24 protein-coding genes and 1 pseudogene are annotated in these 23,981 nt (G+C 73.7%); 16 read left to right on the top strand and 9 right to left on the bottom strand.

The window, feature by feature from the left end:
* Position 1: 1 nt before the first annotated feature.
* The 5 genes from scpB (at position 2) to ACGF5U_RS31190 (ending at position 4,553) form a co-directional block, all read left to right on the top strand.
* Positions 2 to 613 (top strand): SMC-Scp complex subunit ScpB, encoded by a 612-nt coding sequence (gene scpB / locus ACGF5U_RS31210; RefSeq protein WP_392715480.1) that lies wholly within the window; start codon positions 2 to 4, stop codon positions 611 to 613.
* On the top strand, positions 613 to 1,740 hold the full coding sequence (locus tag ACGF5U_RS31205) for a pseudouridine synthase (protein ID WP_392715442.1): 1,128 nt from the start codon (positions 613 to 615) through the stop codon (positions 1,738 to 1,740). The genes scpB and ACGF5U_RS31205 overlap by 1 nt, the downstream gene beginning before the upstream one ends.
* Before the next feature lie 257 nt (positions 1,741 to 1,997).
* Complete coding sequence (locus ACGF5U_RS31200; protein ID WP_392715441.1) at positions 1,998 to 2,747, top strand: NUDIX domain-containing protein; 750 nt, start codon at positions 1,998 to 2,000, stop codon at positions 2,745 to 2,747.
* A complete protein-coding gene (locus ACGF5U_RS31195; RefSeq protein ID WP_392715440.1) occupies positions 2,744 to 3,790 on the top strand; it encodes an ADP-ribosylglycohydrolase family protein in 1,047 nt (348 codons plus the stop codon). The genes ACGF5U_RS31200 and ACGF5U_RS31195 overlap by 4 nt, the downstream gene beginning before the upstream one ends.
* A 4-nt stretch (positions 3,791 to 3,794) precedes the next feature.
* On the top strand, positions 3,795 to 4,553 hold the full coding sequence (locus ACGF5U_RS31190; RefSeq protein WP_392715439.1) for a DNA polymerase beta superfamily protein: 759 nt from the start codon (positions 3,795 to 3,797) through the stop codon (positions 4,551 to 4,553).
* Here ACGF5U_RS31190 and ACGF5U_RS31185 read toward each other — a convergent pair.
* Genes ACGF5U_RS31185 through ACGF5U_RS31175 form a run of 3 tightly spaced genes read right to left on the bottom strand, consistent with a single transcriptional unit; the run spans position 4,470 to position 6,130 of the window.
* Entirely contained in the window at positions 4,470 to 5,234 is a 765-nt protein-coding gene (locus ACGF5U_RS31185) for a DNA polymerase beta superfamily protein (RefSeq protein ID WP_392715438.1), read from the bottom strand. The genes ACGF5U_RS31190 and ACGF5U_RS31185 overlap by 84 nt on opposite strands.
* A gap of 10 nt (positions 5,235 to 5,244) precedes the next feature.
* Positions 5,245 to 5,742, bottom strand: a complete 498-nt coding sequence (locus tag ACGF5U_RS31180) for a Rieske (2Fe-2S) protein (RefSeq protein ID WP_392715437.1) — start codon at positions 5,740 to 5,742, stop codon at positions 5,245 to 5,247.
* 52 nt (positions 5,743 to 5,794) lie between these two features.
* Positions 5,795 to 6,130: a DUF952 domain-containing protein gene (locus tag ACGF5U_RS31175; protein WP_392715436.1), complete on the bottom strand. Its 336-nt coding sequence runs from the start codon at positions 6,128 to 6,130 to the stop codon at positions 5,795 to 5,797.
* Positions 6,131 to 6,282: 152 nt separating this feature from the next.
* On the opposite strand from ACGF5U_RS31175, the gene aroH reads away from it, so the two are divergent.
* The 5 genes from aroH (at position 6,283) to der (ending at position 10,685) form a co-directional block, all read left to right on the top strand.
* The gene (aroH, locus tag ACGF5U_RS31170) at positions 6,283 to 6,645 is read left to right on the top strand and encodes a chorismate mutase (protein WP_392715435.1); all 363 of its coding nucleotides are present in this window, start codon (positions 6,283 to 6,285) and stop codon (positions 6,643 to 6,645) included.
* Entirely contained in the window at positions 6,642 to 7,727 is a 1,086-nt protein-coding gene (locus tag ACGF5U_RS31165) for a prephenate dehydrogenase (protein WP_392715434.1), read from the top strand. Before aroH ends, ACGF5U_RS31165 begins: the two co-directional genes overlap by 4 nt.
* A gap of 108 nt (positions 7,728 to 7,835) precedes the next feature.
* Positions 7,836 to 8,522 carry a (d)CMP kinase gene (gene cmk / locus ACGF5U_RS31160; RefSeq protein ID WP_392715433.1) on the top strand — a complete coding sequence of 229 codons (687 nt, stop codon included), beginning with the start codon at positions 7,836 to 7,838 and terminating at the stop codon, positions 8,520 to 8,522.
* 50 nt (positions 8,523 to 8,572) lie between these two features.
* Complete coding sequence (locus ACGF5U_RS31155; RefSeq protein ID WP_392715479.1) at positions 8,573 to 9,175, top strand: lysophospholipid acyltransferase family protein; 603 nt, start codon at positions 8,573 to 8,575, stop codon at positions 9,173 to 9,175.
* A 61-nt stretch (positions 9,176 to 9,236) separates the two neighbouring features.
* On the top strand, positions 9,237 to 10,685 hold the full coding sequence (der, locus tag ACGF5U_RS31150) for a ribosome biogenesis GTPase Der (RefSeq protein ID WP_392715432.1): 1,449 nt from the start codon (positions 9,237 to 9,239) through the stop codon (positions 10,683 to 10,685).
* Positions 10,686 to 10,736: 51 nt separating this feature from the next.
* Here der and ACGF5U_RS31145 read toward each other — a convergent pair whose 3' ends face one another.
* Positions 10,737 to 11,069, bottom strand: coding sequence for a hypothetical protein (locus ACGF5U_RS31145; RefSeq protein WP_392715431.1), 333 nt, complete (start codon positions 11,067 to 11,069; stop codon positions 10,737 to 10,739).
* 154 nt (positions 11,070 to 11,223) lie between these two features.
* Positions 11,224 to 12,024 (bottom strand): hypothetical protein, encoded by an 801-nt coding sequence (locus tag ACGF5U_RS31140; protein ID WP_392715430.1) that lies wholly within the window; start codon positions 12,022 to 12,024, stop codon positions 11,224 to 11,226.
* 481 nt (positions 12,025 to 12,505) lie between these two features.
* On the opposite strand from ACGF5U_RS31140, the gene ACGF5U_RS31135 reads away from it, so the two are divergent.
* Positions 12,506 to 13,129, top strand: a complete 624-nt coding sequence (locus ACGF5U_RS31135) for a transglycosylase family protein (RefSeq protein WP_392715429.1) — start codon at positions 12,506 to 12,508, stop codon at positions 13,127 to 13,129.
* On the opposite strand, the gene ACGF5U_RS31130 is transcribed toward ACGF5U_RS31135, so the two are convergent.
* The 3 genes and pseudogenes from ACGF5U_RS31130 to ACGF5U_RS31120 all read right to left on the bottom strand — a co-directional run.
* Positions 13,113 to 13,847 carry an ATP-binding cassette domain-containing protein gene (locus ACGF5U_RS31130; protein WP_392715428.1) on the bottom strand — a complete coding sequence of 245 codons (735 nt, stop codon included), beginning with the start codon at positions 13,845 to 13,847 and terminating at the stop codon, positions 13,113 to 13,115. The genes ACGF5U_RS31135 and ACGF5U_RS31130 overlap by 17 nt on opposite strands.
* Positions 13,844 to 16,423 (bottom strand): ATP-binding cassette domain-containing protein, encoded by a 2,580-nt coding sequence (locus tag ACGF5U_RS31125; protein ID WP_392715427.1) that lies wholly within the window; start codon positions 16,421 to 16,423, stop codon positions 13,844 to 13,846. The genes ACGF5U_RS31130 and ACGF5U_RS31125 overlap by 4 nt, the downstream gene beginning before the upstream one ends.
* A 140-nt stretch (positions 16,424 to 16,563) precedes the next feature.
* A pseudogene (locus ACGF5U_RS31120) lies at positions 16,564 to 16,956 on the bottom strand (hypothetical protein); the annotation flags it as partial.
* Between the two features lie 114 nt (positions 16,957 to 17,070).
* Here ACGF5U_RS31120 and ACGF5U_RS31115 point away from each other — a divergent pair.
* The 5 genes from ACGF5U_RS31115 (at position 17,071) to ACGF5U_RS31095 (ending at position 22,177) form a co-directional block, all read left to right on the top strand.
* Positions 17,071 to 17,613, top strand: a complete 543-nt coding sequence (locus tag ACGF5U_RS31115; protein ID WP_392715426.1) for a hypothetical protein — start codon at positions 17,071 to 17,073, stop codon at positions 17,611 to 17,613.
* On the top strand, positions 17,588 to 18,898 hold the full coding sequence (locus ACGF5U_RS31110) for an ABC transporter substrate-binding protein (protein WP_392715425.1): 1,311 nt from the start codon (positions 17,588 to 17,590) through the stop codon (positions 18,896 to 18,898). Before ACGF5U_RS31115 ends, ACGF5U_RS31110 begins: the two co-directional genes overlap by 26 nt.
* Before the next feature lie 80 nt (positions 18,899 to 18,978).
* Positions 18,979 to 20,265, top strand: coding sequence for a glycosyltransferase family 4 protein (locus tag ACGF5U_RS31105; protein WP_392715424.1), 1,287 nt, complete (start codon positions 18,979 to 18,981; stop codon positions 20,263 to 20,265).
* Entirely contained in the window at positions 20,262 to 21,050 is a 789-nt protein-coding gene (locus tag ACGF5U_RS31100; protein WP_392715423.1) for a hypothetical protein, read from the top strand. The genes ACGF5U_RS31105 and ACGF5U_RS31100 overlap by 4 nt, the downstream gene beginning before the upstream one ends.
* Before the next feature lie 92 nt (positions 21,051 to 21,142).
* Complete coding sequence (locus ACGF5U_RS31095) at positions 21,143 to 22,177, top strand: helix-turn-helix transcriptional regulator (RefSeq protein WP_392715422.1); 1,035 nt, start codon at positions 21,143 to 21,145, stop codon at positions 22,175 to 22,177.
* Here the strand turns inward: ACGF5U_RS31095 and ctaD are convergent.
* Complete coding sequence (ctaD, locus tag ACGF5U_RS31090) at positions 22,065 to 23,762, bottom strand: cytochrome c oxidase subunit I (protein ID WP_392715421.1); 1,698 nt, start codon at positions 23,760 to 23,762, stop codon at positions 22,065 to 22,067. The two genes, ACGF5U_RS31095 and ctaD, sit on opposite strands and share 113 nt — an antisense overlap.
* Between the last annotated feature and the right edge of the window lie 219 nt (positions 23,763 to 23,981).

Genomic DNA, 23,981 nt, shown 5'->3' with positions numbered 1-23,981 from the left:
CATGGCGCTCAAGCCGGCCCTGGAGGCCGTCCTCATGGTCGTCGACGAGCCCGCCACCGAGGAGCACCTCGCCCAGGTCCTCCGCCGGCCCCGCCGCGAGGTCGCCGACGCGCTGCGCGAGCTGGCCGACGAGTACGACGTCCAGGGCAGGGGCTTCGAGCTGCGTCTTGTCGCGGGCGGCTGGCGGTACTACACCCGTCCCGCCTACGCCCCGGCCGTGGAGAACTTCGTCCTCGACGGCCAGCAGGCCCGGCTGACGCAGGCGGCCCTGGAGACCCTCGCGGTCGTCGCCTACCGCCAGCCCGTCAGCCGGTCGCGGGTCTCGGCCGTGCGCGGAGTGAACTGCGACGGGGTCATGCGGACCCTCCTCCAGCGCGGTCTGGTGGAGGAGGCGGGCGCGGAACCCGAAACAGGTGCGATCCTGTACAGGACGACGAACTACTTCCTGGAGCGGATGGGCCTGCGCGGCCTGGACGAGCTGCCGGAGCTCGCGCCCTTCCTCCCCGAGGCGGACGCGATCGAGGCGGACACGCTGGAAGGGGTCCCGTCGTTCGACCCGGACGCACCCGATGCGCCGGGTTCCGAGGACGCAGACGACAAGACGGAACTTTGATGCGAAGCAGCAGCGGCAGGAACAGCAGCGGAAACAACGGCGGGAGCCGTGGTGGCAACAGCGGCGGCCGCGGCAGCAGCGGTGGCCGCGGCGGCAGCGGTGGCCGCGGCGATTACCGGGGTGCCGGTAACAGCCGCGACGACAAGCAGGGCAGGCCCCGCAAGCCCCGCCCCGAGGAGCGCAGCTACGACGTGGGCGGCACGTCCGACGGCCCGAAGCGCGGCCGTGGCGCCGCGGCCCGCGGCGGCGCGAAGGGCGGGCCCCGGCAGTCGCCCCAGCGCGGCGGCGGCCGTACGGCTCCGGCGCGCCCGCGCGAGCTGGACGCCCGGATCGAGGAGCGCAACCGCGAGCGGTACGCGAACAAGCCGCAGATCAAGACGCCCAAGACCTTCCCCGGCGCCGAGCAGGAGGGCGAGCGGCTGCAGAAGGTGCTGGCGCGGGCCGGCATGGGCTCGCGGCGCGCCTGCGAGGAGCTGATCGACGCGGGCCGTGTCGAGGTGAACGGCAGCATCGTCATCGAGCAGGGCACGCGCGTCGACCCGGAGAAGGACGAGATCAAGGTCGACGGACTGACCGTCGCCACCCAGTCGTACCTGTTCTTCGCCCTGAACAAGCCCGCCGGCGTGGTGTCCACCATGGAGGACCCCGACGGCCGTCAGTGCCTCGGCGACTACGTCACCAACCGTGAGACGCGGCTGTTCCACGTCGGCCGGCTCGACACGGAGACCGAGGGCATCATCCTGCTCACCAACCACGGCGAGCTGGCCCACCGGCTGACGCACCCGAAGTACGGCGTGAAGAAGACCTACCTGGCCGCCATCACCGGCCCGCTCCCGCGCGAGGTGGGCAAGCGGCTCAAGGAGGGCATCCAGCTGGAGGACGGCTACGCCCGCGCCGACCACTTCCGGGTCGTGGAGCAGACCGGCAAGAACTACCTGGTCGAGGTGCAGCTGCACGAGGGTCGCAAGCACATCGTGCGCCGCATGCTCGCCGAGGCGGGCTTCCCGGTCGAGAAGCTCGTCCGCACCGCGTTCGGGCCGATCGCCCTCGGCGACCAGAAGTCGGGCTGGCTGCGCCGGCTGACCAACACCGAGGTCGGCATGCTGATGAAGGAGGTCGGCCTGTAAGGGCCGCGCCCGCCGAACCGCCCCGGGTAACCCGCGCACCCGCGCCGCGCCCCCGGGCAACCCCGGACCACCCCGCGAGAGTCCGCGGCCGTTTCGCACGGCCGCGGACTCTCGTGCTTGTGGGACACACCCGTCCGGCTTTATAGTCACAGTGACTCTTAAGGAGTCGGTGTGCGGCGCCGGGCGGACCTGGACCCACGGGGGTGGACCAGTGCCGCCGGAGCCGCACACCACCACGACGCGACCCCGGAGCAGCGATGAACGCCCAGGCAGGCCGGGCCCCCGAGGGCTACGACCCGTACGCCTTCGAACCGTTCGCCGTCACCGTCGACCTCGCGGTCTTCACCATCCGCGAGGAACGGCTCCACGTCCTGCTCGTACGGCGGGGCGAGGAGCCGTACAAGGACTGCTGGGCACTGCCCGGCGGTTTCGTCCTGCCGCGCGAGTCCGCGGGTCAGGCGGCCCGCCGTGAACTCGCCGAGGAGACCGGCCTCTCCGACACCACCGTCGGCCACCTCCACCTGGAACAGCTCCGCACCTACAGCGACCCGGACCGCGACCCCAGGATGCGGGTGGTCTCCGTCGCGTACGCCGCGCTCGGCCCCGACCTGCCGGAACCGCGCGGCGGCGGCGACGCGGCACACGCCCAGTGGCTGCCGTACGGCACGTACGGCCCCCTGGCCTTCGACCACGACACGATCCTCGCCGACGCCCACGACCGCATCGGCGCCAAGCTCGAATACAGCTGCCTCGCCACCGCCTTCTGCCCGCCCGAGTTCACTCTCGGCGAGCTGCGGCAGGTGTACGAGACGGTGTGGGGCGTCGAACTCGACCGCCCCAACTTCCGGCGCAAGGTCCTCGCCACGCCCGGTTTCGTCCGGGCCGTCGAAGGACCACCGCGCCTCACCGGCGGACGGGGGAAACCGGCCGCTCTGTACCGGGCGGGTGACGCGACCGCCCTGCACCCACCGCTGCTGCGACCGGAAGGACGGGAGACCGGAACATGAACACCACGAGGACCACCACCAGGACCACCACGAGGACCGCCACCAAGCAGGCGGCCACCGGCTCCCTCATCGGGCTGGCGCTCGGCGACGCGCTGGGATTCCCGACGGAGTTCAACGACGTACCGTTGATCCTCGCCAAGTGCGGCCCCTGGCGCGAGATGCCGCTGCCGAAGCCCGCGTTCGTCACCGACGACACCCAGATGACCCTGGCCCTGGCTCGCGGCATCCGGACCGCCATGGACAGGGGCGTGCTGGCCCCGCCGCGGCTGACCCCGCCCGTGCGGGACGAGTTCGTCGCCTGGTACCACTCGCCCGAGAACAACCGCGCCCCCGGCAACACGTGCCTCACCGCCTGCCGTGCCCTGGACAGCGACCGCCCCTGGCAGGACGCCAGCCAGACCGGCTCCAAGGGCTGCGGCGCCAACATGCGGGTCGCGCCCCTCGGCCTCGTACCGGGGCTCAGCGAGGAACAGCGGGCGGGCGCCGCCCAGCTGCAGGCCGCCCTCACGCACGGGCACCCGACCGCGCTGGCGGCCTCCGACCTCACCGCCCGCGCGGTGTACCTGCTGTCGCGCGGCGCCGAGCCGCTCGGCCTGGTCGGGCTGCTGCGCTCGTACGCGTACGAGAACCGGTCCCGCTACCACGCCAAGTGGCTCGGCGACCTGTGGACCCGCGCCCAGGACCCCACCCCGGAGCACTACATCCAGCGCGGCTGGGACGAGTGCCTGGCCGCCCTGGAACGGCTGGAGGCCGCCGTGCGCACCGCGAACCCGGAGACCGACCCGTGCCTGCTGACCGGCGAGGGCTGGATCGCGGAGGAGGCCCTCGCGACGGGCCTGCTGTGCTTCCTGCTCTTCCCCGAGGAGCCCGTCACCGCCCTGCGCCGGGCCGCCTGCACGAGCGGCGACTCCGACTCCATCGCGTGCCTCGCCGGCGCCTTCGCGGGCGCCCACCTGGGCGCCGAGGCCTGGCCCAAGGAATGGGCGGAACGCGTCGAGTACCGCAGCGAGCTCCTGACGCTGGGCGCCCTCTGGGATGCTTGATCGCATGATCGAACGCCTGGACCTGGCCTCCGTCGTCGCCGAGCAGCCCGATCCCCTCCTCTTCGCCACCGTCTCCGGCGCGCACCTGTACGGCTTCCCGTCCCGTGACTCGGACGTGGACCTGCGGGGCGCGCACCTGCTGCCGGTGGACGCGCTGATCGGGCTGCGCGAGCCGGAGGAGACCCGGTCGCGCATGTGGGAGCGGGACCGGGTCGAGATGGACCTCGTCACGCACGACCTGCGGAAGTTCGTACGGCTGATGCTGCGGCGCAACGGCTACGTACTGGAACAGCTGCTCTCGCCGTTGGTGGCGCACACGACCGCCGCCCACGCCGAACTGGTGGCGCTGGCGCCGGGCGTGCTCACCACCCACCACGCGCATCACTACCGTGGCTTCGCCGCCACCCAGTGGCGCCTGTTCGAGAAGACCGGAGAGCTCAAGCCGCTGCTCTACACCTTCCGGGCGCTGCTGACCGGCATCCACCTGATGCGCTCCGGCGCCGTGGTGGCCCACTTGCCGACGCTCGTGGAGGAGGTCGCGGCACCGGCGTACCTGCCGGAGCTGATCGCGGCCAAGGCCGAGGCCGAGCACGGGCGGGCCGAGACGGGCGCCGACGCCGTGCGCGCCGACGTGGAGGCGCTGCACGCGGTCCTGGACGAGGCGCGGGCCGCCTCCGCGCTACCGGGGGCCCCCTCGGCGCAGGAGGCGCTCCACGACTTCGTCGTGCGGGTCCGCCGGGCCGGCCGCCCCGCCGAGGGCTGAGCGGAGACGGGTGCGGTAGAGGAAGTCCTCCACCCGGGCGCGGTCCGGTTTGGGTGGGAGCGGGGACCTGGTGGCGGCGGTGCCGGCCTCGTCCGTCAGGCGGGTCATCCACGACAGGACCTCCGCCCAGGGGACCTCGCCGCGCTTGACGGCGAGCAGCCGCTCCCGGTCGTCGCCGACGTCGATCACGAGCTCGCCCGTGCGCAGCAGGTCCCGGCAGCTGCCGAGCAGGCGCAGCAGGTGCATGGCGTGCTTCCAGCGGGGCGCGCCGTGCTGCCGTACGTCCGCCTCCAGCTTGCGGCGCTGGGCGACCGCGTACCGCACGAAGGTGTCGTGGGCCCGGCGGGACAGGAACGCGCCGCGCAGCGCGACGAGTTCGCGGCCCGTGTCGTCGATCCGCTCCACGAGCGGGGAGTGCAGGCACTCCAGGACGTTGGGGTTCGCCCGCAGCGCGAGCTCGCAGAAGCGCTCCAGCTCCCAGCTGAACTGCTCGTCCGCCGGCCCCTCCACATGCGTGGGCGGCTTGGTGAGCCGCCACTGCAGCGGTGTCGGGGCGAGGAAGACGCCACGGCGGTCGGTGTCACTGCCCGCCGTGGCGAGTCCGAAGGCCCGCGACCCCATGACGCACGCGTAGATCGTGTGGTCGCGCACCAGCTCTTCGGGAGGTATGCCGTGGATCATGCGGCCGACCCTATGCCAGCCGGATGCTGTTCCCCGAGACGCTGATCCGCCGCTCGGGCAGCGGCCGGGTGGCGGGCCCGGCGGCGACCGAGGCGTCCGCGACACGGAACCTGCTGCCGTGGCAGGGGCATGTGATGAGGCCGTCCGCGACCGAGCCGACCGTGCACCGCTGGTGCGTGCAGATCGCCGAGAACGCCTTGAACTCGCCCTCCTCCGGCTGTGTCACCACGACCTTGGCGTCGGCGAACACCTTGCCGCCGCCGACCGGGATGTCCGTGGTCCTCGCGAGCTCCTCGGGGGTGGCCTCACCGGCCGGGGAGTCCTCACCGCCGCCGCAGCCCGACACCAGGGCGGCGGCGGAGGCGGCGGCGGTCGCCACGAGGACGGTACGGCGGCGAGGCGTGAACGCGGCGGCGGGCGCGGCGACGGTGGGGGTGGCGGGCGCGGCGGCGGTGGCGGCGGCGGGCGCGGGCGCGGCGGCGGGGGTGTGACCCGGGGTCGGACTCATGGGGCCATGGTGGCCATCCCCGAACCGTCGGCGAGGGAACCCGCGCCGAGGGCTACGCCCAGGGAGTGAGTTCCACGGCCCGGCCCTCCTCGTCCCTGCGCACCTCCAGCAGCGCCGTGACGGCGGCCCGGTCGATCGGACCGTACACATGCGGGAACAGCACGTCCTCCGAGCCCTCCCAGCGCACCTCCGCGTCGAGCAGGGCCTCGTCGACGACCAGGACCAGCAGCGTTCCCGGCACGTCCCGGTAGTGGGCGTCCACGACGGCCAGCGCCACCGCGCCGTCCGGCGAGCAGTGCACGAACCCCTCGTCGGCGAGCGAGGCGGGCGCGTACGGGTGGCCGGGATCGGCGGACCACTCGTCCAGGGGTACGACATGAAGCAGCATGCCGCCAGTGTCGCGCGGCCCGCCAGGCGCCCGCGTGACAGGGGTGCGCCCGGCCGTCCGCGACCCGTCCCCACCGCGCCGACTAGGCTGAACGCGCACAGCACGCGCCGTCGGCCGGCGCGCGGCCCGGCGGCACAGGCGGAGGAGCAGACGTGGCGGTACGAGCGGTCCGAGGGGCCGTCCAACTGGACAGGGACGACGCCGCGCACCTGCGGGACCGGGTCGGCGCGCTGCTCACCGCCGTACTGGAACGCAACGGGCTCACCGCCGACGACCTGATCAGCGTCTGGTTCACGGCCACCCCCGACCTGCACAGCGACTTCCCGGCCGTCGCCGCCCGCGAGCTCGGCATCACCGACGTACCGTTCATCTGCGCACAGGAGCTCGACATCGCGGGCGCGATGCCGCGCGTCGTCCGGCTGCTGGCGCACATCGAGACCGACCTGCCCAAGTCCGCCGTCGCCCACGTCTACCTCGGCGCCGCGGCCGCCCTGCGCAAGGACATCGCCCAGTGAGAACCGCCGTCGTCATCGGAACCGGACTGATCGGTACCTCCGCCGCGCTCGCACTCACCGGCCGCGGTGTCGCCGTCCACCTGATCGACCGGGACCCGGCCAGCGCGCACACCGCCGCCGCCCGCGGCGCCGGCACCGACACGGCGCCCGACGGCCCCGTCGACCTGGCGATCGTCGCCGTGCCCCCGGCCCATGTGGCGGCCGCGCTCGCCGACGCCATGCGCGCCGGGCTCGCCCGCGGCTACCTGGACGTCGCCAGCGTCAAGGGCGGACCCCGGCGGGAGCTGGAGGCCATGGGCCTCGACCTGGCCCCCTACATCGGCTCCCACCCCATGTCGGGCAAGGAACGCTCAGGGCCGCTCGCCGCGACCGCCGACCTCTTCGAGGGCCGCCCGTGGGTCCTCACCCCCACCCGTGACACCGACACCGAGGCGCTCAACCTCGCGCTGGAGCTGGTCGCGCTGTGCCGGGCGGTGCCCGTCGTCATGGACGCCGACGCCCACGACCGGGCGGTCGCGCTGGTCTCGCACACCCCGCAGCTCGTCTCGTCCATGGTCGCCGCGCGCCTGGAGGACGCCGACGAGACCGCCGTACGGCTCTGCGGGCAGGGCATCCGGGACGTGACCCGGATCGCGGCGTCCGACCCCCGGATGTGGGTGGAGATCCTTTCCGCGAACCCCGGGCCCGTCGCGGACGTACTCGCCGGACTCGCGGCCGACCTGGACGAGACGGTCCAGGCGCTGCGCGCCCTGCAGTCCGCCGACGAGGACAAGCGGACCGAGGGCGTGGCGGGCGTCGAGGACGTCCTGCGCCGCGGCAACGCCGGCCGCCTCCGCGTACCCGGCAAGCACGGCACGGCCCCCACGGCGTACGAGACGGTGGCCGTCCTCATCAGCGACCAGCCCGGCGAGCTCGCCCGCATCTTCGCCGACGCGGGCCGCGCCGGAGTCAACGTGGAGGACGTCCGCATCGAGCACGCGACCGGTCAGCAGGCGGGTGTGGTGCAGCTGATGGTGGAGCCGTCGGCGGCTCCCGCCCTGTCGGCGGCGCTGCGCGAGCGCGGCTGGGCGCTCCGGCAGTAGCCGGTCGCCCGGGGTGGGCCGAATGGGTGCGAGGACCGGTGGCGACAGTCGGTAACCTTGTGCGGGGCCCCTCGGCAACCGGCCGGCCCGCTCCCGCGTACCAGGAAGGTGTCCGCCACCGTGGAATCCGTGATCGTCGCCATCGACGGCCCCTCCGGCACGGGCAAGTCGAGCACGTCCAAGGCGGTCGCCGCCAAGCTGGGGCTCAGCTACCTGGACACCGGCGCGCAGTACCGCGCGATCACCTGGTGGATGGTCACCAACGGGGTCGACGTCACCGACGCCGACGCCGTGGCGGCCGCCTCCGGAAAGCCCGTCATCGTGTCCGGCACCGACCCGTCGCACCCGACGATCACCGTGGACGGCGCCGACGCCAGCGGCCCGATCCGCACCCAGGACGTCACCTCCAAGGTCAGCGCCGTCAGCGCCGTGCCCGAGGTCCGCACCCGCATCACCGAGCTGCAGCGGTCCATCGCCGCGGCCGCCCCGCACGGCATCGTGGTCGAGGGCCGCGACATCGGTACGACGGTGCTGCCGGACGCCGACCTCAAGATCTTCCTCACGGCGTCCCCGGAGGCCCGTGCCGCCCGCCGCTCCGGCGAGCTCAAGGGCGCGGACGTCGCCGCCACCAGGGAGGCCCTGATCAAGCGGGACGCGGCCGACTCCAGCCGTAAGACGTCCCCGCTCGCCAAGGCCGACGACGCCGTCGAGGTGGACACCACGGAGCTGACGCTGCAGCAGGTCATCGAGTGCGTCGTCACCCTGGTCGAGGAGAAGCGGGCGGCCGCCCGGTGACCCCGTCCGCGAAGGGTGCCGCCGTCGGGCGCGGCATCGGCATCGGCCTGATGTACGGGCTGTGGAAGCCGCGCGTCCTCGGTGCCTGGCGCGTACCGGCCTCCGGGCCCGTCATCCTCGCGGTCAACCACGCGCACAACCTCGACGGCCCGATGCTGATGGGGACGGCGCCGCGGCCGGTGCACTTCCTCATCAAGAAGGAGGCCTTCACCGGCCCCCTCGGCCCCTTCCTGGAGGGCATCGGGCAGCTGAAGGTCGACCGGTCGGCCGCCGACCGCACCGCCATCTCCGGCGCCCTGGACGTCCTGGCCGGCGGCGGCGTCCTGGGGATCTTCCCGGAGGGCACGCGTGGCGAGGGCGACTTCGCCTCGCTCCGCGCGGGCCTCGCCTACTTCGCCGTACGGTCCGGCGCCCCGATCGTCCCGGTCGCCGTCCTGGGAAGCAATGAGCGCCGCAGCCGGTTGATACGGGGCGTGCCGCCGCTGCGCAGCCGCGTCGACGTCGTCTTCGGCGAGGCGTTCGACGCGGGCGACGGCAGCGGCCGCCGCACCCGCAGGGCGCTGGACGACGCCACCGTACGCATCCAGGGGCGGCTCACCGTCCACCTGGAGAACGCCAGGCGCCTCACCGGGCGCCGGGCGACACTTGAGTAGTGGGCCTTCCGGGCTTCCCGGAGGCTCACCGACCACCACGAATGAACGAGGAACGGACTTCATGAACGACCAGCACGACCACGGGGCACTTGGCGACGCCGAGTACGCGGAGTTCATGGAGCTCGCCGCCGAAGAGGGCTTCGACATCGAGGACGTCGAAGGCGCGATCGAGGAGGCCGGGCACGGCCCGCTGCCGGTCCTGGCCGTCGTCGGCCGTCCGAACGTCGGCAAGTCGACCCTGGTGAACCGCATCATCGGCCGCCGCGAGGCCGTGGTCGAGGACAAGCCCGGCGTCACCCGCGACCGCGTGACCTACGAGGCCGAATGGGCCGGCCGCCGCTTCAAGGTGGTCGACACCGGCGGCTGGGAGCAGGACGTCCTCGGCATCGACGCCTCTGTCGCCGCCCAGGCCGAGTACGCCATCGAGGCCGCCGACGCCGTCGTCTTCGTCGTGGACGCCACGGTCGGCGCCACCGACACCGACGAGGCCGTCGTCAAACTGCTGCGCCGGGCCGGTAAGCCCGTCGTCCTCGCCGCGAACAAGGTCGACGGCCCGTCCGGCGAGGCCGACGCGGCCATGCTGTGGTCCCTCGGCCTTGGCGAGCCGTTCCCGGTGTCCGCGCTGCACGGCCGGGGCACCGGCGACCTGCTGGACGAGGTCCTCAAGGCCCTGCCCGACGCCCCCGAGCAGACCTTCGGCAGCGCCGTCGGCGGTCCGCGCCGCATCGCGCTGATCGGCCGCCCGAACGTCGGCAAGTCCTCCCTGCTCAACAAGATCGCGGGGGAGGAGCGGGTCGTCGTCAACGAGCTGGCCGGCACCACCCGCGACCCGGTCGACGAGCTGGTCGAACTCGGCGGCACCACCTGGAAGTTCGTGGACACCGCCGGCATCCGCAAGAAGGTCCACCTGCAGGAGGGCGCGGACTACTACGCCTCGCTGCGCACGGCCGCCGCCGTCGAGAAGGCCGAGGTCGCCGTCGTCCTCATCGACACGACGGACTCCATCAGCGTCCAGGACCAGCGGATCATCACCATGGCCGTGGAGGCCGGGCGCGCGCTCGTCATCGCCTACAACAAGTGGGACGACCTGGACGAGGAGCGCCGCTACTACCTCGAGCGCGAGATCGAGACCGAGATGCAGCAGGTCGCGTGGGCCCCCCGGGTCAACGTCTCGGCCCGCACCGGCCGCCACATGGACCGGCTCGTCCCGGCGATCGAGACGGCGCTGGCGGGCTGGGAGACCCGTGTCCCCACCGGCCGCCTCAACGCCTTCCTGGGCGAGCTGGTCGCCGCGCACCCGCACCCGATCCGCGGCGGCAAGCAGCCCCGCATCCTGTTCGGTACGCAGGCGGGCACCAAGCCGCCGCGGTTCGTGCTGTTCGCCTCGGGCTTCCTGGAGCACGGCTACCGCCGGTTCGTGGAGCGGCGGCTGCGTGAGGAGTTCGGCTTCGAGGGCACCCCGATCCACATCTCGGTCCGGGTCCGCGAGAAGCGCGGCAAGAAGAAGTGAGCGAAACGGCGGGGCCGGAGCGGATGTCGTCCGCTCCGGCCCCGCCGTCGTTCACAGCCCTCTGCGCGGCGCCGGTGGCAGTGCCGCGGGCAGTGGCAGGTGTCCCGTGTGGCCCGCGTGCGGCCGGGCCGCCGCGTAACCGGCGTACGGGCCGCCGCTCTGCGTCTGGGACTGGTACCCCACGCCGTGCCCGTGGCTGGAGTAGGCACCGACCGGCCCGGTACGGCCCGAGTAGGGCGCGATACCGAAGGCCTTGAAACCGAGGTCCTCCTCACCGCTGCGGTCGCCCGGCAGCGTCCTGAACGCCCTGAGGTACTCGGAGTACAGGGCGTCGTAGATCGGTGTCGCCGAAGGGGCGGACGGGCCGTCCTGCGCCGGGCGCATGGCGGGAATGTGCTGGTACGGCTGGCGGGAGTGCTCGTAAGAGTGCTGCACGTAGGTGCCAACGACCCCGCCGCCCGTCGGATGCGGCCCGGGCGGGGGAAACGCGGGGCGTAAGGCGGGGCGCACCGCTTCCATCAGCGGGATTCCCCGGCCGTCAGGACGTGCCGGCGAGCGGCATCGCCGCGGCGACCAGACGGCCGTTGGCCGCCGCCTTCTCCAGCGCGTCGCGCAGCAGGTCCTCACGCGGCTGCTGGCCGATGGACCCGACCGGCGCCGCGAAGACCAGGACCGTGTGGGACTTGTTGGCGGCGGCCCGCCAGCCCTCGGTCACCTGGAGCGGCTGGTGGGCCTGCCACCAGGCCACCGGGCTGCCGCCGCCGGTGCCCGGCTGCAGGATCGCGTGCAGCTGGCCCATGGCGAGCAGCACGGACCACCCGCCGAGCACGGACGGCTTCTGGTTCACGTCGGACACCGGCAGGAAGCCCTGCTCGATGAGGAGCGGCAGGAACTCGTCGCTGCCGCCGGTTGAGCCCGGCCTGGCGATGGGGTCCGTCGGCTCCACGACGAGGGCCGGGTGCAGTTCGCCCTCGATCAGCACGAGACCGCTCGTGACGCCCAGCACGGCCTGCTCGCCCGACGCGGGCAGCGGCGCGGCGGCGGGGGCGGGAACCTGCGGCTCCTCACCGGTGATCGACCTGACCGCGCCCTGCAGCTGGGCCTCGGAGACCTTGACGACCTGGGACGGGATGCAGGTGGCGTGGGCGAACGCCAGGACGGCGGTCTCGTCTCCGACGAACAGCACGGTGCTGGTGCGTTCCTGCTCGGAGTCGCCCGGGGTGCGGCAGGAGGTGCAGTCGTAGCTGCCCGGAGCGTTCTCGCCGGCGAGCAGCCGGTCGGCTTCTTCGTCACCGATCTCGGCACGTACGTCCTCGCTGACGTCGAGCATGCGCGGCACGGGGGGCTCCCTCGGACTTGTTGCGTGCGATGCCGGGCGGATCCCGGCACGTCTCATGACGAGTTCAACGGGAATGCCGCGGCCGGAGTCACGCGCGCGGCCCGACCGAATCGAGCCGTACGCGGCGGTGATCGGCGCATGCTCGGGCCTGCACGAGCCGTGTCCGGGATCGCCCGACCGATGCCCTACCGGTGCCGCCCGCTGGCGCCTGGATGCCCGGAATCGGCCGACCGGTGCCCGGTATCGCCCGAAGCTTGTCAGGGACGCCGCCCAGGAGCGCCCGGCCCGCCCGCCTCGCCTGCCCGGCCCCCGGTCGCCTTGCCTGCCCGCCCGCCCGCCCGCCTCGCCTGCCCGCCCCGCCTGGTCGGTGCGGCGTCGGGCGGGCGGCGACCGGGCCGCACCGGCGCCGACCGGGTGGCCGGCGGGAGGTCGGGCCGCGCGGCGCACGGGGGCGGCGCGGGCACGCCCCTAGCGTGGGCCGATGCCGACGCTTCCGACGTTCCGTTTCTGGCCGGCCTCGATGCTGGCCGCAGCCCTGCTCGCCCTCGTACCCGCCGGAGCCGGTGCCCGGGGCGGCGCGCTCCCGTCGCCCCCGCCCCCGCCGGCGCCGGGACCCGGCCACCCCGGCGCCCCGGACCTGGCCCACGACCACCCGCACTTCACCGACGGCACCGGCACGCCCTACGACTGCCCCGACGACTGGCCGTGGGGCTGTATCGCCGCGTGCGAGAGCAGCGGGCGCTGGGACCTCGACACCGGCAACGGCTACTACGGCGGGCTCCAGTTCAAGCAGTCGACCTGGGAGCGGTACGGGGGGCTCGCGTTCGCGCCGCGCGCCGACCTGGCCACGCGCGCGCAGCAGATCACCGTCGCCGAGGAGGTGCTGCGCTGGCAGGGGTGGGAGGCATGGCCCGAGTGCTCCCGCCGCTACGGGCTGTCCGGCCGGGTCCACACCGTCCAGCCGGGGGACACGCTCTCCTCGATCGCCCGCCGCTTCAAGGTCAAGGGTGGCTGGAAGGCGATGTACGAGGCGAACAAGGACCTCATCGGCGCCGACCCCGACCGGATCGTGCCCGGAACCATGCTGGTCATTCCGGCGACGTAGCGCCCCGCCCGGCGGCGTCGGAGCCCCGCCCGGGGACCGCTCGCTCGCCGGGGGCCGTCCGCTCACCGGGCTCACCGCTGAAGGCGACGGCACCGCGCCGCAGTTCATGGACCAGCGTCCCGGGCGGCAGCCCGGCCGGTACCCGCTGCTCGGCCACCACGACGGCGGTGCCCCGCCTCGTCAGCCCGGCCAGCAGCGCGTAGGTGCGGGCCGAGGGCTCGGCGGACATACCGAGCGCCGGTTCGTCCACGAGGACGACACGCGCGGGCCCGCCCGGGGTGGGCAGCAGGGCCCGGGACACGGCCAGCATCCGCTGCTCGCCGCCGGAGAGGGTGCCGGCGCGGCGGGCGAGGAGCGGGCGGAGCGGCGGGTAGGCGTCGAGAGCGGCCGCGAAGTCGCCCCGGGGCGCCGCGAGTTCCAGGTTCTCGGCGACACTGAGCGTGGCGTACACCGCCCGCAGGTCCGGTACGAAGCGCAGGCCCCGGCGGGCCCGCTCGTGCGCGGGCAGCCCGGTGACGTCGGCGCCGCGCCACAGGACGCGGCCGGAGGCGAGCGGTACCGTCCCGGCGAGGGTGCGCAGCAGCGTCGTACGGCCGGAGCCGTTGCGCCCGAGCAGCACGGTGACCGTCGCGGCGGGCACGGCCAGGTCGACGCCGTGCAGCGCCTCCAGGGGGCCGTAGCGCACGTGGACCGCGCGGAGCTCCATCTCGACGGTCATGACACGATGCGCCCCGCCTCCATGACATGAACGGTGTGGGCGATGTCGGCGACGAGATCGAGGTCGTGCTCGACGACCAGGACGGCCGTGCCGTCGGCCGCGAGCGCCGCCAGGACACGGGCCAGCGCCTCCGTCTCGGCGCTGTCCAGCCCGGCCGCCGGCTCGTCCAGCAGCAGGGTGTGCGGCTGTCCCGCCAGCGCCCGGCCCAGCTCCACGCGGCGCAGCGTGCCGGTGGACAGCTCACGCGCGGGCAGGGCACCGAGCGGGCCGGTCAGGCCCATGAGGCGCAGGGCCCGTTCGGCGGCGTACGGATCGTCGCGGACGCGCCCCTGCTCGGCACCGACGCGGACGTTCTCGGCGAGGGTCAGGGACGGGAAGACGGCGAGTTCCTGGAACGTCCGGGCGATGCCCAGCCGGGTACGGGCATGGGCGGGCCGCGCCGTGATGTCGAGGCCGTCGAGCGTGACCCGTCCCGATGTCGGGCGCACGGTTCCGGCCAGACAGTGGAACAGCGTGCTCTTGCCTGCGCCGTTGGGGCCCACGAGTGCCGTGACGCGCCCGCACGGCACGTCGATGTCCACCCCGTCGAGCGCGGTGACCCCGGCGTACCGCACGGTCAGCCCCCGGGCCCGCACCCGGGAGCGCCGCACACCGGGCGGGTTCGCGACGGGCGCGCTGGACGGGGCGCGGGAGCGGGCCGGGGACGGCGTGGCGGGGCCGGCCGGGATGCCGTCGGCGGGGGACGGCGACGGGGGCGGGGGCGCGGGCGTGGCATCGGGGCGGGCGGCGGGCGCGGGGGCGCGCCGGCCGCGCAGGAGCGACGTCAGCGGCGGTACGCGGGCCGTCAGCGCGGCCAGCAGGCCGATCGCGGCGGCCGCGGCGCCGCCCCGGGCGCCCGCGTCCAGGCCCACCAGCAGCGCGGCCGCCGCCGGTGGCGCCAGCAGGCTGTCCGCGCCGAGTACCAGGACAGCGGCGAACCACAGCAGGCCGCGCACCGGGTCGTAGGCCGCCGGGTCGAAGGCGCGCACGCCCATGGAGAGCAGCCCGCCGCCCAGCGCCGCCAGCGCCGCGCCCGCCACGAACGCGAGCAGTTTCAGCGACGGCACCGGCACACCGGCCGCCGCCGCGCCCGCCGCGTGGTCGCGCACGCAGGCGAGCGCCCGGCCGGTGCGGCCCCGCCGCAGCGCGGCGACGGCCACCAGCGCGCACGCGAGCAGCGCGAGCTCCAGGACGTAGTAGCGCCGGTCCGACAGGAACCCGGCCGGGCGGGACACGTACAGGCCCGCCGTGGCGTACGGCTGCGCGAACACGAAGCGGCTCACCGCCACGCCCACCGCCAGGGTGGCCAGCGCCAGCGCGAGCCCCTGCCGCCGGATCGCGGGCCAGCCGGTCGCGAGCCCCAGCGGGGCCACCAGCGCCGTCGCCGCCAGCAGCGCGACCAGCTCGGGCAGCCGGGGGAGGCCCGGCAGCCGCCCGGCGGCCAGCAGCGCGGTGAAGAGCGCGCCGAGGCCCGCGTACGCGGCCTGACCCAGCGCGATCTGCCCGCCCCGGCCCGTCACCACGACCAGCGACAGCAGGATCACCGCCAGCGCGGGCACCTGGACCGCCGTGCGCAGGTCGCCGCCCGCGAACCCCAGGGGCAGCAGGAACAGCACGCCCACCACCACCCACAGCCCCGGCGGTACCCGCGCCCCGCCGGTCGCCGCCGGGGCGAGCGCGTCCCGTCCGCCCACCCGGGGCAGCGCCAGCGCGGCCACGAGCAGGGCCACGACGAACAGGTTGGCCCCGACGGCCTGGACGAGCGGCCCCGCCCACCCCTCCGGGTGGAACCGGGTCAGCTGCGCCTGCCCCACCCCGATGACCAGCGCCGTCGCCACGGCCACCGGCAGGCTCCGCATCCGGGCGACCACCGCCACCGCGATCACCTCGACCACCAGCAGCGGCAGCGCGTACGGGTCGAGCCGCAGGTACGGGGCGAGCAGCACACCGGTCAGCCCGGCCGTGCCCGCCCCGAACGCCCAGCCGACCGCCGCCACCCGGTCCGCGTCGATACCGCCCAGGGACGCCAGCGCCCGGTTGTCCACCACCGCCCGCAGCTCCCGCCCCAGCCGGGTCCACCGGGTCACGGCCCCCACCGCGCACGCCACCAGCACGACCACCGCGAGCTGCGCCCACGGGTCGTCGCCGAGCAGTACGGGAGCGTCCGCCCGCGCCCCGCCGCCCCACACGAGCGCCGCGCCGCCGACGAGTAGCACGAACACGCCGATCGACGCCACCAGCGTCTGGGCCGGGTCGGCGCCGAGCACCGCCGCGGGGCGGAACACCGCCCGGTCGATGAGGAGCCCGATCCCGGGCGCCACCACCAGCAGTGTCACGCACGCGGCGAGCGGCAGCGGCCATCCCCACTCGATCGCGAGCTGCCGCAGGACGTAGGCGCAGACCATGGCGATCGCGCCGTGCGCCAGGTTGAGCACGCCGGTGGCCCGGTAGGTGACGATCAGTCCGATGCCGGTCAGCGCGGCCGCGCTGCCGATCGCCAGCCCGGCGAGGAGGAGTTCGACGGTGAGGGAGCTCACGGCCCGTTCCCGGCGGTCCCGCCCCCCGGCCCGCCCGGCGCGGCCCCGCCTTCCGGCGTCCCGCCCCGGGCCCCGTTCTCCGGGGTTCCCTCCCCGGCCCCGTTCTCCGGGGTCCCGCTCCGGGGTGTGGCCCGTACGTCGGGTGCGCAGACCGGGCACGGGCTGAGCGCGGTGTCGCCGACCGGGGTCGCCTCCGGTTTGCCGGCCACCAGGGGGCAGTCCGGGCGGTGCGCGAGCGTGCCGCCCGGCACCCGCACCGGGGGCTCGTCCGAGGACGCGCGGAAGCCGTCCGCCGGTGCGGGCGCGGTGTCCCCCGGACGGGCGTGCGGCGGCCCCGGACGGCCCACCGCGGCCACCAGGACCGCGCCGGACACGATCAGCGCGGCGCCGGGCACGGTCGAGGACGCCAGATAGGGCAGCTGCCGCTCCGCGAACCGCTCACCGGCCACCCCGTACCAGCCGAGCACACACAGCACGGCGCCGGCCGCGGCCGCGGCGAGCCCGCCCCACCACAGCAGTCGCGATGTCGGCATCGGCTTCCTCCGGCTGGCGATAAGGGGTGGTTCCTTGCACTATGCCCATGAATGGCACTATGCCCCTGAACGCACCCTGCCCGCGCGCAGAAACCCAACCCGGTGGTGAGCCACATGGTCCATAAGACTCTCGGCAGGCACCCGCGTACCGCGGCCTTGGCGGTCGCCGCGGTGCTGGTGCTCGTACCGCTCGCCGGCTGCGGCGACGGCGACGGGAACGGCGATACCGAACCGACGTCATCCCCGCTGCCGACGGCGACCGGGACGCCGGCGCCGACCATGACCGCGAACGCGCCCGCCGACCAGGCCGAGGCCCGCGAGGAGATCGAGGAGAACTGGGCGACCTTCTTCGATCCCCAGGCGTCCATCGACGACAAGGCCGAGGTGCTGGAGAACGGCGAGCAGCTGCGGCCGGTCCTCACCGCCTTCTCGCAGGACCCGAACGCCGCCAAGACCTCCGTGAAGATCAAGGACGTCGCCTTCACCTCCGCCGACAAGGCGGACGTCACCTATGACCTGCTCGTCGGCGGCACGCCCGCGCTGCCGGACTCCAAGGGCACCTCCGTCCTCCAGGACGACACCTGGAAGGTCTCCCAGAAGACGCTCTGCGCGCTGGTGAAGCTCAGCGGCAATGCGACGCCGATGCCGGGTTGCTGAGGCCCTGTCGCTCGCGGCGCTCCTGACCCTGAGCGCCGCCTGCGGCAGCCGGCTGCCGGAGAGCGACTTCGGGACCGGCCGCCCGGCCACACCCCCCGGCGGGGCCCCCGTCCGCGTCGGCATCATCACCAGCGCGACCAGCCCCGTCGGCGGCGCCGCGTTCATCGGCCCGCGCGACGGGGCACAGGCGTACTTCGCCGCGCTCAACGCGCGCGGCGGCCTGGACGGGCACCGCGTCGAGGTCTTCACCTGCGACGACGGGGGCAGCGGCGTCGGCAACAACGCCTGCGTGAACGAGCTCGTCGACGACCGCCGGGTCTTCGCCCTCGTCGCGACGACCGCCCTCGACTACGCGGGCGCGCCGCGCGTCGCCGCCGCCGGCGTCCCCGACATCGGCGGCCAGCCCATCGGCCCCGCGTACGACACGTACCCGCATCTGTACGGCATCTACGGCAGCTCGGCGCCCCGCACCGGCGGCCGGCCGGGCTGGAACGGCGTGCTGTACGGCGGTACCGAGGTGTACCGCTGGTTCAAGCGCGAGCGGGGCGCCCGCACCGCGGCCGTCGTCTCCTACAACCAGGCCGCGTCCGCCGCGTACGCCCGGCTGGTCGCCAGGGGGCTGCGGGCGGAGGGCTACCGGGTCGTCACCGAGCAGGTCGACTTCGCCCTGCCCAACTTCCGTGCCGTCGCCGCCGACCTGCGCTCCCAGGGCGTCGACGTCGTCTTCGACGCGCTCGACAGCCACGGCAACGCCCGGCTCTGCCAGGCCATGGACGCCGTCGGGCTGACCGTCACGGCCAAGGTGACCAACGTGCAGAACTGGTCCTCCACCGTCCCCGACGACTACCGGGACGCCCCCCGCTGCCGCAACGCGCTGTGGGTCACCGGCTCCAGCCGCAACCACGACGAGACCACGCACCCGGCCGTACGCGAGTTCCGCGCGGCCATGGACGCCCACGCCGAGGGCACCCGGACCCGTTCCCAGTGGCAACTGGAGGGCTGGGCCGCCGCCATGTGGTTCACCGACGCCGCCCGCTCCTGCCTGAAGGACGCGAAGACCGGGCTCACGCGCGCGTGCGTCGAACGGTTCCTCAACCGCGCCGAGCCCTACACCGCCCGGGGACTGCTGCTGCCCGTCCGCTTCGAGCACCTCGCCGAACCCCCCGCGACCCGGCGCGCCTGCCTGTCCGTCGCCCGCTGGCGGGACGGCCGGGGCTGGGTCACCGAGGGCGGCGACATGACGACGAACTGCGCCACCGTCCCCCAGCTCGGTTACCGCCCGTGAAAGCGCCCGTGAAAGCCAAGTACAGTCCACCTTTGACGCACAACACCGGAATGGTCGGACCTGGGGGACGCGGCGACGCGATGCATATCTCTTTTCTGCTCCACAACGCCTACGGGATCGGCGGCACGATCCGTACGACGTTCAACCTCGCCCAGGCCCTGGCCGAACGGCACGATGTCGAGATCGTCTCGGTCTTCCGGCACCGCGAGGAGCCGACGCTCGGCGCACCCCCCGGCGTGGCCATGAGGCACCTGGTCGACCTGCGCAAGAACAGCCCCACCTACGACGGCGGGCACCCGGACTACAAGAAGCCCGCCAAGGTCTTCCCGCGCGGCGACGGCCGCTGGAAGCAGTACAGCAGGCTCACCGACGCCAGGATCGCCGCCCATCTGAAGTCCCTGGAGGCGGACGTCGTCGTCGGCACCCGCCCCGGGCTCAACGTCCACATCGCCCGCCAGGCACGGCGCGGCCCCGTCCGCGTCGGCCAGGAGCACCTGACGCTGGACAGCCACGGCTACCGGCTCCGCCGGGAGATCTGCTTCCGCTACCCCCTCCTGGACGCGGTCACGACCGTCACCGAGGCCGACGCCCGCTCCTACCGGAGCAGACTGAAGCTGCCCGGCGTACGCATCGACGCCGTACCCAACAGCGTGCCCGCGCCGACCGTGCCGCCCGCCGACTCCACCGCCAAATGGGTCGTCGCGGCCGGCCGGCTGACCCGGGTCAAGCGGTACGACCTGCTGGTCGAGGCGTTCGCGAAGGTCGTCGCCGCCCGTCCCGACTGGCGGCTGCGGATCTACGGCTCCGGCGACGCGACCGGCAACGAGAAGCACGCCCTGCGCGCCCTGATCGAGCGTCACGGGCTGCACAACCACGTCTTCCTCATGGGCACCGCGAACCCGCTGGAGCCCGAGTGGGTCAAGGGCTCCATCGCGGCCGTCACCTCACGCCTGGAATCGTTCGGCATGACCATCGTCGAGGCCATGCGCTGCGGCCTGCCCGTCGTGTCCACCGACTGCCCGCACGGCCCCGGCGAGATCATCGAGGACGGCGTCGACGGCCGGCTGGTCCCGGTCGGGGACGTGGACGCCGTCGCCGACGCGCTGCTCGCCCTCATCGAGGACGACGAACTGCGGCGCAGGACCGGCCGCGCCGCCCGTGCCGCGTCGGAACGCTTCGACCCGGTACGGATCGCCGAGCGGCACGAGGCGCTGTTCACCGAACTCGTCGCCCGGGGCGGCGCGGGCGAGCACTCCCGTGGCCGCGCCCACGACCTGCTCCACCGCACCCGGGGCGCGGTGCTCGACGCCGCGTACGCCGTCCGCTACCAGGCCGCCGACGTGCTCCGGAAGGGGAAGCGCGCATGACCGACTCCATGACCGTCGAGCACGGCACGCCCCGCGCGGACTGCGTGGCGGACTCCGCCGGCGGCATCACCTTCGACATAGCGGACGTCCAGGCGGCCGAACCCGTCCTGGTGCTGCGCAGACGCGGCGGCAGCGGTCCCTCCGACGAGGCCAGGCTGCCGCTGACCCCGAGCACCGAGGGACACGTGCGGGCCGTGCTGCCCAGCACGGTCGAGCTCGCCGAGGGCCGCTGGGACGCGTACGTCGGCGACCACCCCGTCGAGCCCGGCATCCGCGACGTGCGCGCCCTGCTCGACCGGGTGCCCGAGCCCGGCGGCCCGGTCGCCGTACGGGTGCCGTACCCGACGGCGGAAGGCCGCCTCGCCGTCCGCAGCTGGGTGCGCCACCCGCACGCCGAGGCGGGCGCCATCGCCGTCGGCGAGGGCACCTGCACCGTCGAGGGCGTCCTGTACGGGGCGGAGCTCGGCCCCGGCGCGGTCGCCGAGGCCCGGTCGGGCGAGCGGACGCACCAGGTGCCGGCGCGCGGCGACGGCAACACGTTCACCTTCACGCTGCCGTACGAGCGGCTCGCCGAACAGCCCCTGGCACAGCAGCGGCTGTGGCAGCTGTGGCTGCGTCCCGACACCGGGGCGGAACCGGTGAGGGTCTCCCGCATCCTCGACGACGTCTGGGACCGCAAGAACATCTTCGTGTACCCCGAGCACCACGGCGAGGGCTACCGCGCGGCCCCCTGCTACACCGCGGACAACGATCTCGGGGTGCGCGTGGCCCCCGTCACCGGCTGACGGTCCGCCGGCCGCCGAGCCGGCCGTCACCGGTCGCGCGGGCCGGCCGTCGCGGACCGTACCTGTCCGCGACGGCTGGCAGACTCACCCCCATGTTGGAGACATCGGCACGACTGCTGCGCCTGCTCTCACTGCTCCAGGCACACCGCGAATGGTCGGGCGCCGACCTCGCCGAGCGGCTCGGCGTCACCCCGCGCACCATCCGGCGGGACGTCGACCGGCTCCGCGAGCTCGGCTACCCCGTGAACGCCACACCCGGCACCGGCGGCGGCTACCAGCTCGGCGTCGGCGCCGAACTGCCGCCGCTGCTCCTGGACGACGAGGAGGCCGTGGCCGTCGCCGTCGGGCTGCGCACCGCCGCCGGGCAGGGCGTGGAGGGCATCGGCGAGACCTCCGTACGCGCCCTGGCCAAACTGGAGCACGTGCTGCCGCACCGGCTGCGCCGCCGGGTCGGCGCCCTGACCGGCTACACCGTGCCGATGCTGCGCACCCCGCTGCCCGGACAGCAGGCCGACCCGGCCGTGCTGACCGAACTGGCGGCCGCCTGCCGGGACGGCGAGCGGCTCCGCTTCGAGTACCGCGACCACAACGGCTCCACCACGCGCCGCACCGTCGAGCCCTACCGGCTGGTGTGCACCGAACGCCGCTGGTACCTGGTCGCCTGGGACGTGGAGCGCGCCGACTGGCGGACGTTCCGCGTCGACCGGGTCACCCCGAGGCCGCCGCACGGGCCGCGTTTCACGCCGCGTACCCCGCCCGCCGACGACCTGGCGGCCTATGTCTCCCGGGGTGTGTCGACGGCGGCGTACGCGGCGAAGGCCGTGATCCGGCTGCACACCTCCGCCACCGAGGCGGCCAGGGTGGTCGGCCCGTCGGACGGGGTGCTGGAGGCGGAGACCGACGCGACGTGCCTGCTGCACACCGGCGCCGCGAGCCTGGACGTCCTCGTCATCCATGTGGTGCTGATGGACCTGGAGTTCGAGGTGGTGGAGCCGCCGGAGCTGAACGACCGGATCAGGACGGTCCGTGACCGGCTCTCCCGGGCTCTGGACCGGGCTCCGTGGCCCGCTGGAACGCCGCGTAGTCCGGGTGGTGCAGATCGAACGCCGGTGACTCCGAGCGGATGAGCGGGATGGTCCTGAAGTTGTGGCGGGGCGGCGGACAGGACGTCGCCCACTCCAGGGACCGCCCGAATCCCCAGGGGTCGTCCACAGTGACCTTCTCGCCGTACCGCGCGGTCTTCCAGAGGTTGTACAGGAACGGCAGCGTGGAGAGGCCCAGCAGGAACGCGCCGATGGTCGACACCGTGTTCAGGACCGTGAAGCCGTCAGCGGCGAGATAGTCCGCGTACCGCCGCGGCATGCCCTCGGCGCCCAGCCAGTGCTGCACCAGGAACGTGGTGTGGAAGCCCACGAACAGCGTCCAGAACTGGATCTTGCCGAGCCGCTCGTCCAGCATCTTCCCAGTGAACTTGGGCCACCAGAAGAAGAAGCCCGCGAACGTCGCGAAGACGACCGTGCCGAAGACGACGTAGTGGAAGTGGCCCACCACGAAGTAGCTGTCCGTGACGTGGAAGTCCATCGGCGGCGAGGCCAGGATCACCCCGGTCAACCCGCCGAAGAGGAACGACACCAGGAAGCCGACCGCCCACAGCATCGGCGTCTCGAAGCTGAGCGAGCCCTTCAGCATCGTCCCCGTCCAGTTGAAGAACTTCACCCCGGTCGGCACGGCGATCAGAAACGACATGAAGGAGAAGAACGGCAGCAGTACGGCTCCGGTCGCGAACATATGGTGCGCCCACACGACCACGGACAGCCCCGTGATGGCCATGGTCGCCGCGACCAGCGTCAGATAGCCGAAGATCGGCTTCCGGGAGAAGACCGGGATGATCTCGGTGATGATCCCGAAGAACGGCAGCGCGATGATGTACACCTCGGGATGGCCGAAGAACCAGAAGAGGTGCTGCCACAGCAGCGCACCGCCGTTGGCGCCGTGGAACACCACCGAGCCGAACTGCCGGTCCGCCTCCAGCACCAGCAGCGCCGCAGCCAGTACCGGGAAGGCGATGAGGACGAGGATCGAGGTGAACAGCACGTTCCAGGTGAACACCGGCATCCGGAACATCGTCATGCCCGGGGCGCGCATCCCGATGATGGTGGCCAGGAAGTTGACCGAGCCGAGGATCGTGCCGAAGCCGGAGAGGGCAAGACCCATGATCCACAGGTCGGCGCCGAGACCGGGGGAGTGCACCATCGAGTTCAGCGGCGCGTACGCGAACCAGCCGAAGCTCGCGGGGCCGCTCGGCAGGAGCAGCGATCCCAGCACGATCAGCCCCCCGAAGAGGAACAGCCAGTAGGCGAACATGTTCAGCCGGGGGAAGGCCACGTCGGGCGCCCCGATCTGCAACGGCACGATCTCGTTGGCGAAGCCGGCGAAGGTGGGCGTCGCGAACAGCAGCAGCATGATCGTGCCGTGCAGCGTGAACATCTGGTTGAACTGGTCGTTGCTGATCAGCTGCAGCCCGGGGCGGGCCAGTTCGGCGCGCATCAGCAGCGCCATCACCCCGGCCACCAGGAAGAAGCCGAACGCGGTGATCAGATAGAGGTGCCCGATCTTCTTGTGATCCGTCGTGGTCAGCCAGTCGATCACCACCCGGCCCCGCTGCCGCCCCCTCGGCGGCTCGACGGTCGCCTCAGCGGTCTCGGTCCCCATCTGATGTCCCTTCGCTGTCCTCGGTCCCTGTCCTCGGTCCATCGGGCTGCGCCACACGATGCTCGCGGTCCGGCCGACCTGACAGGGCGCGTTCACGCCGTCCGGCATTGTGGGAATTATGCGAAGGGCTCGTGAAATACCGGTGGACCCGGCCCTTTTCATGCCGCGCGCCGAGGTAATTCCCGGGAGGTTCGACGGGGCTTCGAGAGGGTTTCCCGG

The sequence above is a fragment of the Streptomyces sp. NPDC047886 genome, assembly GCF_043204435.1.
Taxonomy (GTDB): Bacteria; Actinomycetota; Actinomycetes; order Streptomycetales; family Streptomycetaceae; genus Streptomyces.
The sequence above is the reverse complement of the archived record's forward strand: the minus strand, read 5'-3'. Positions and strand labels throughout refer to the sequence as shown.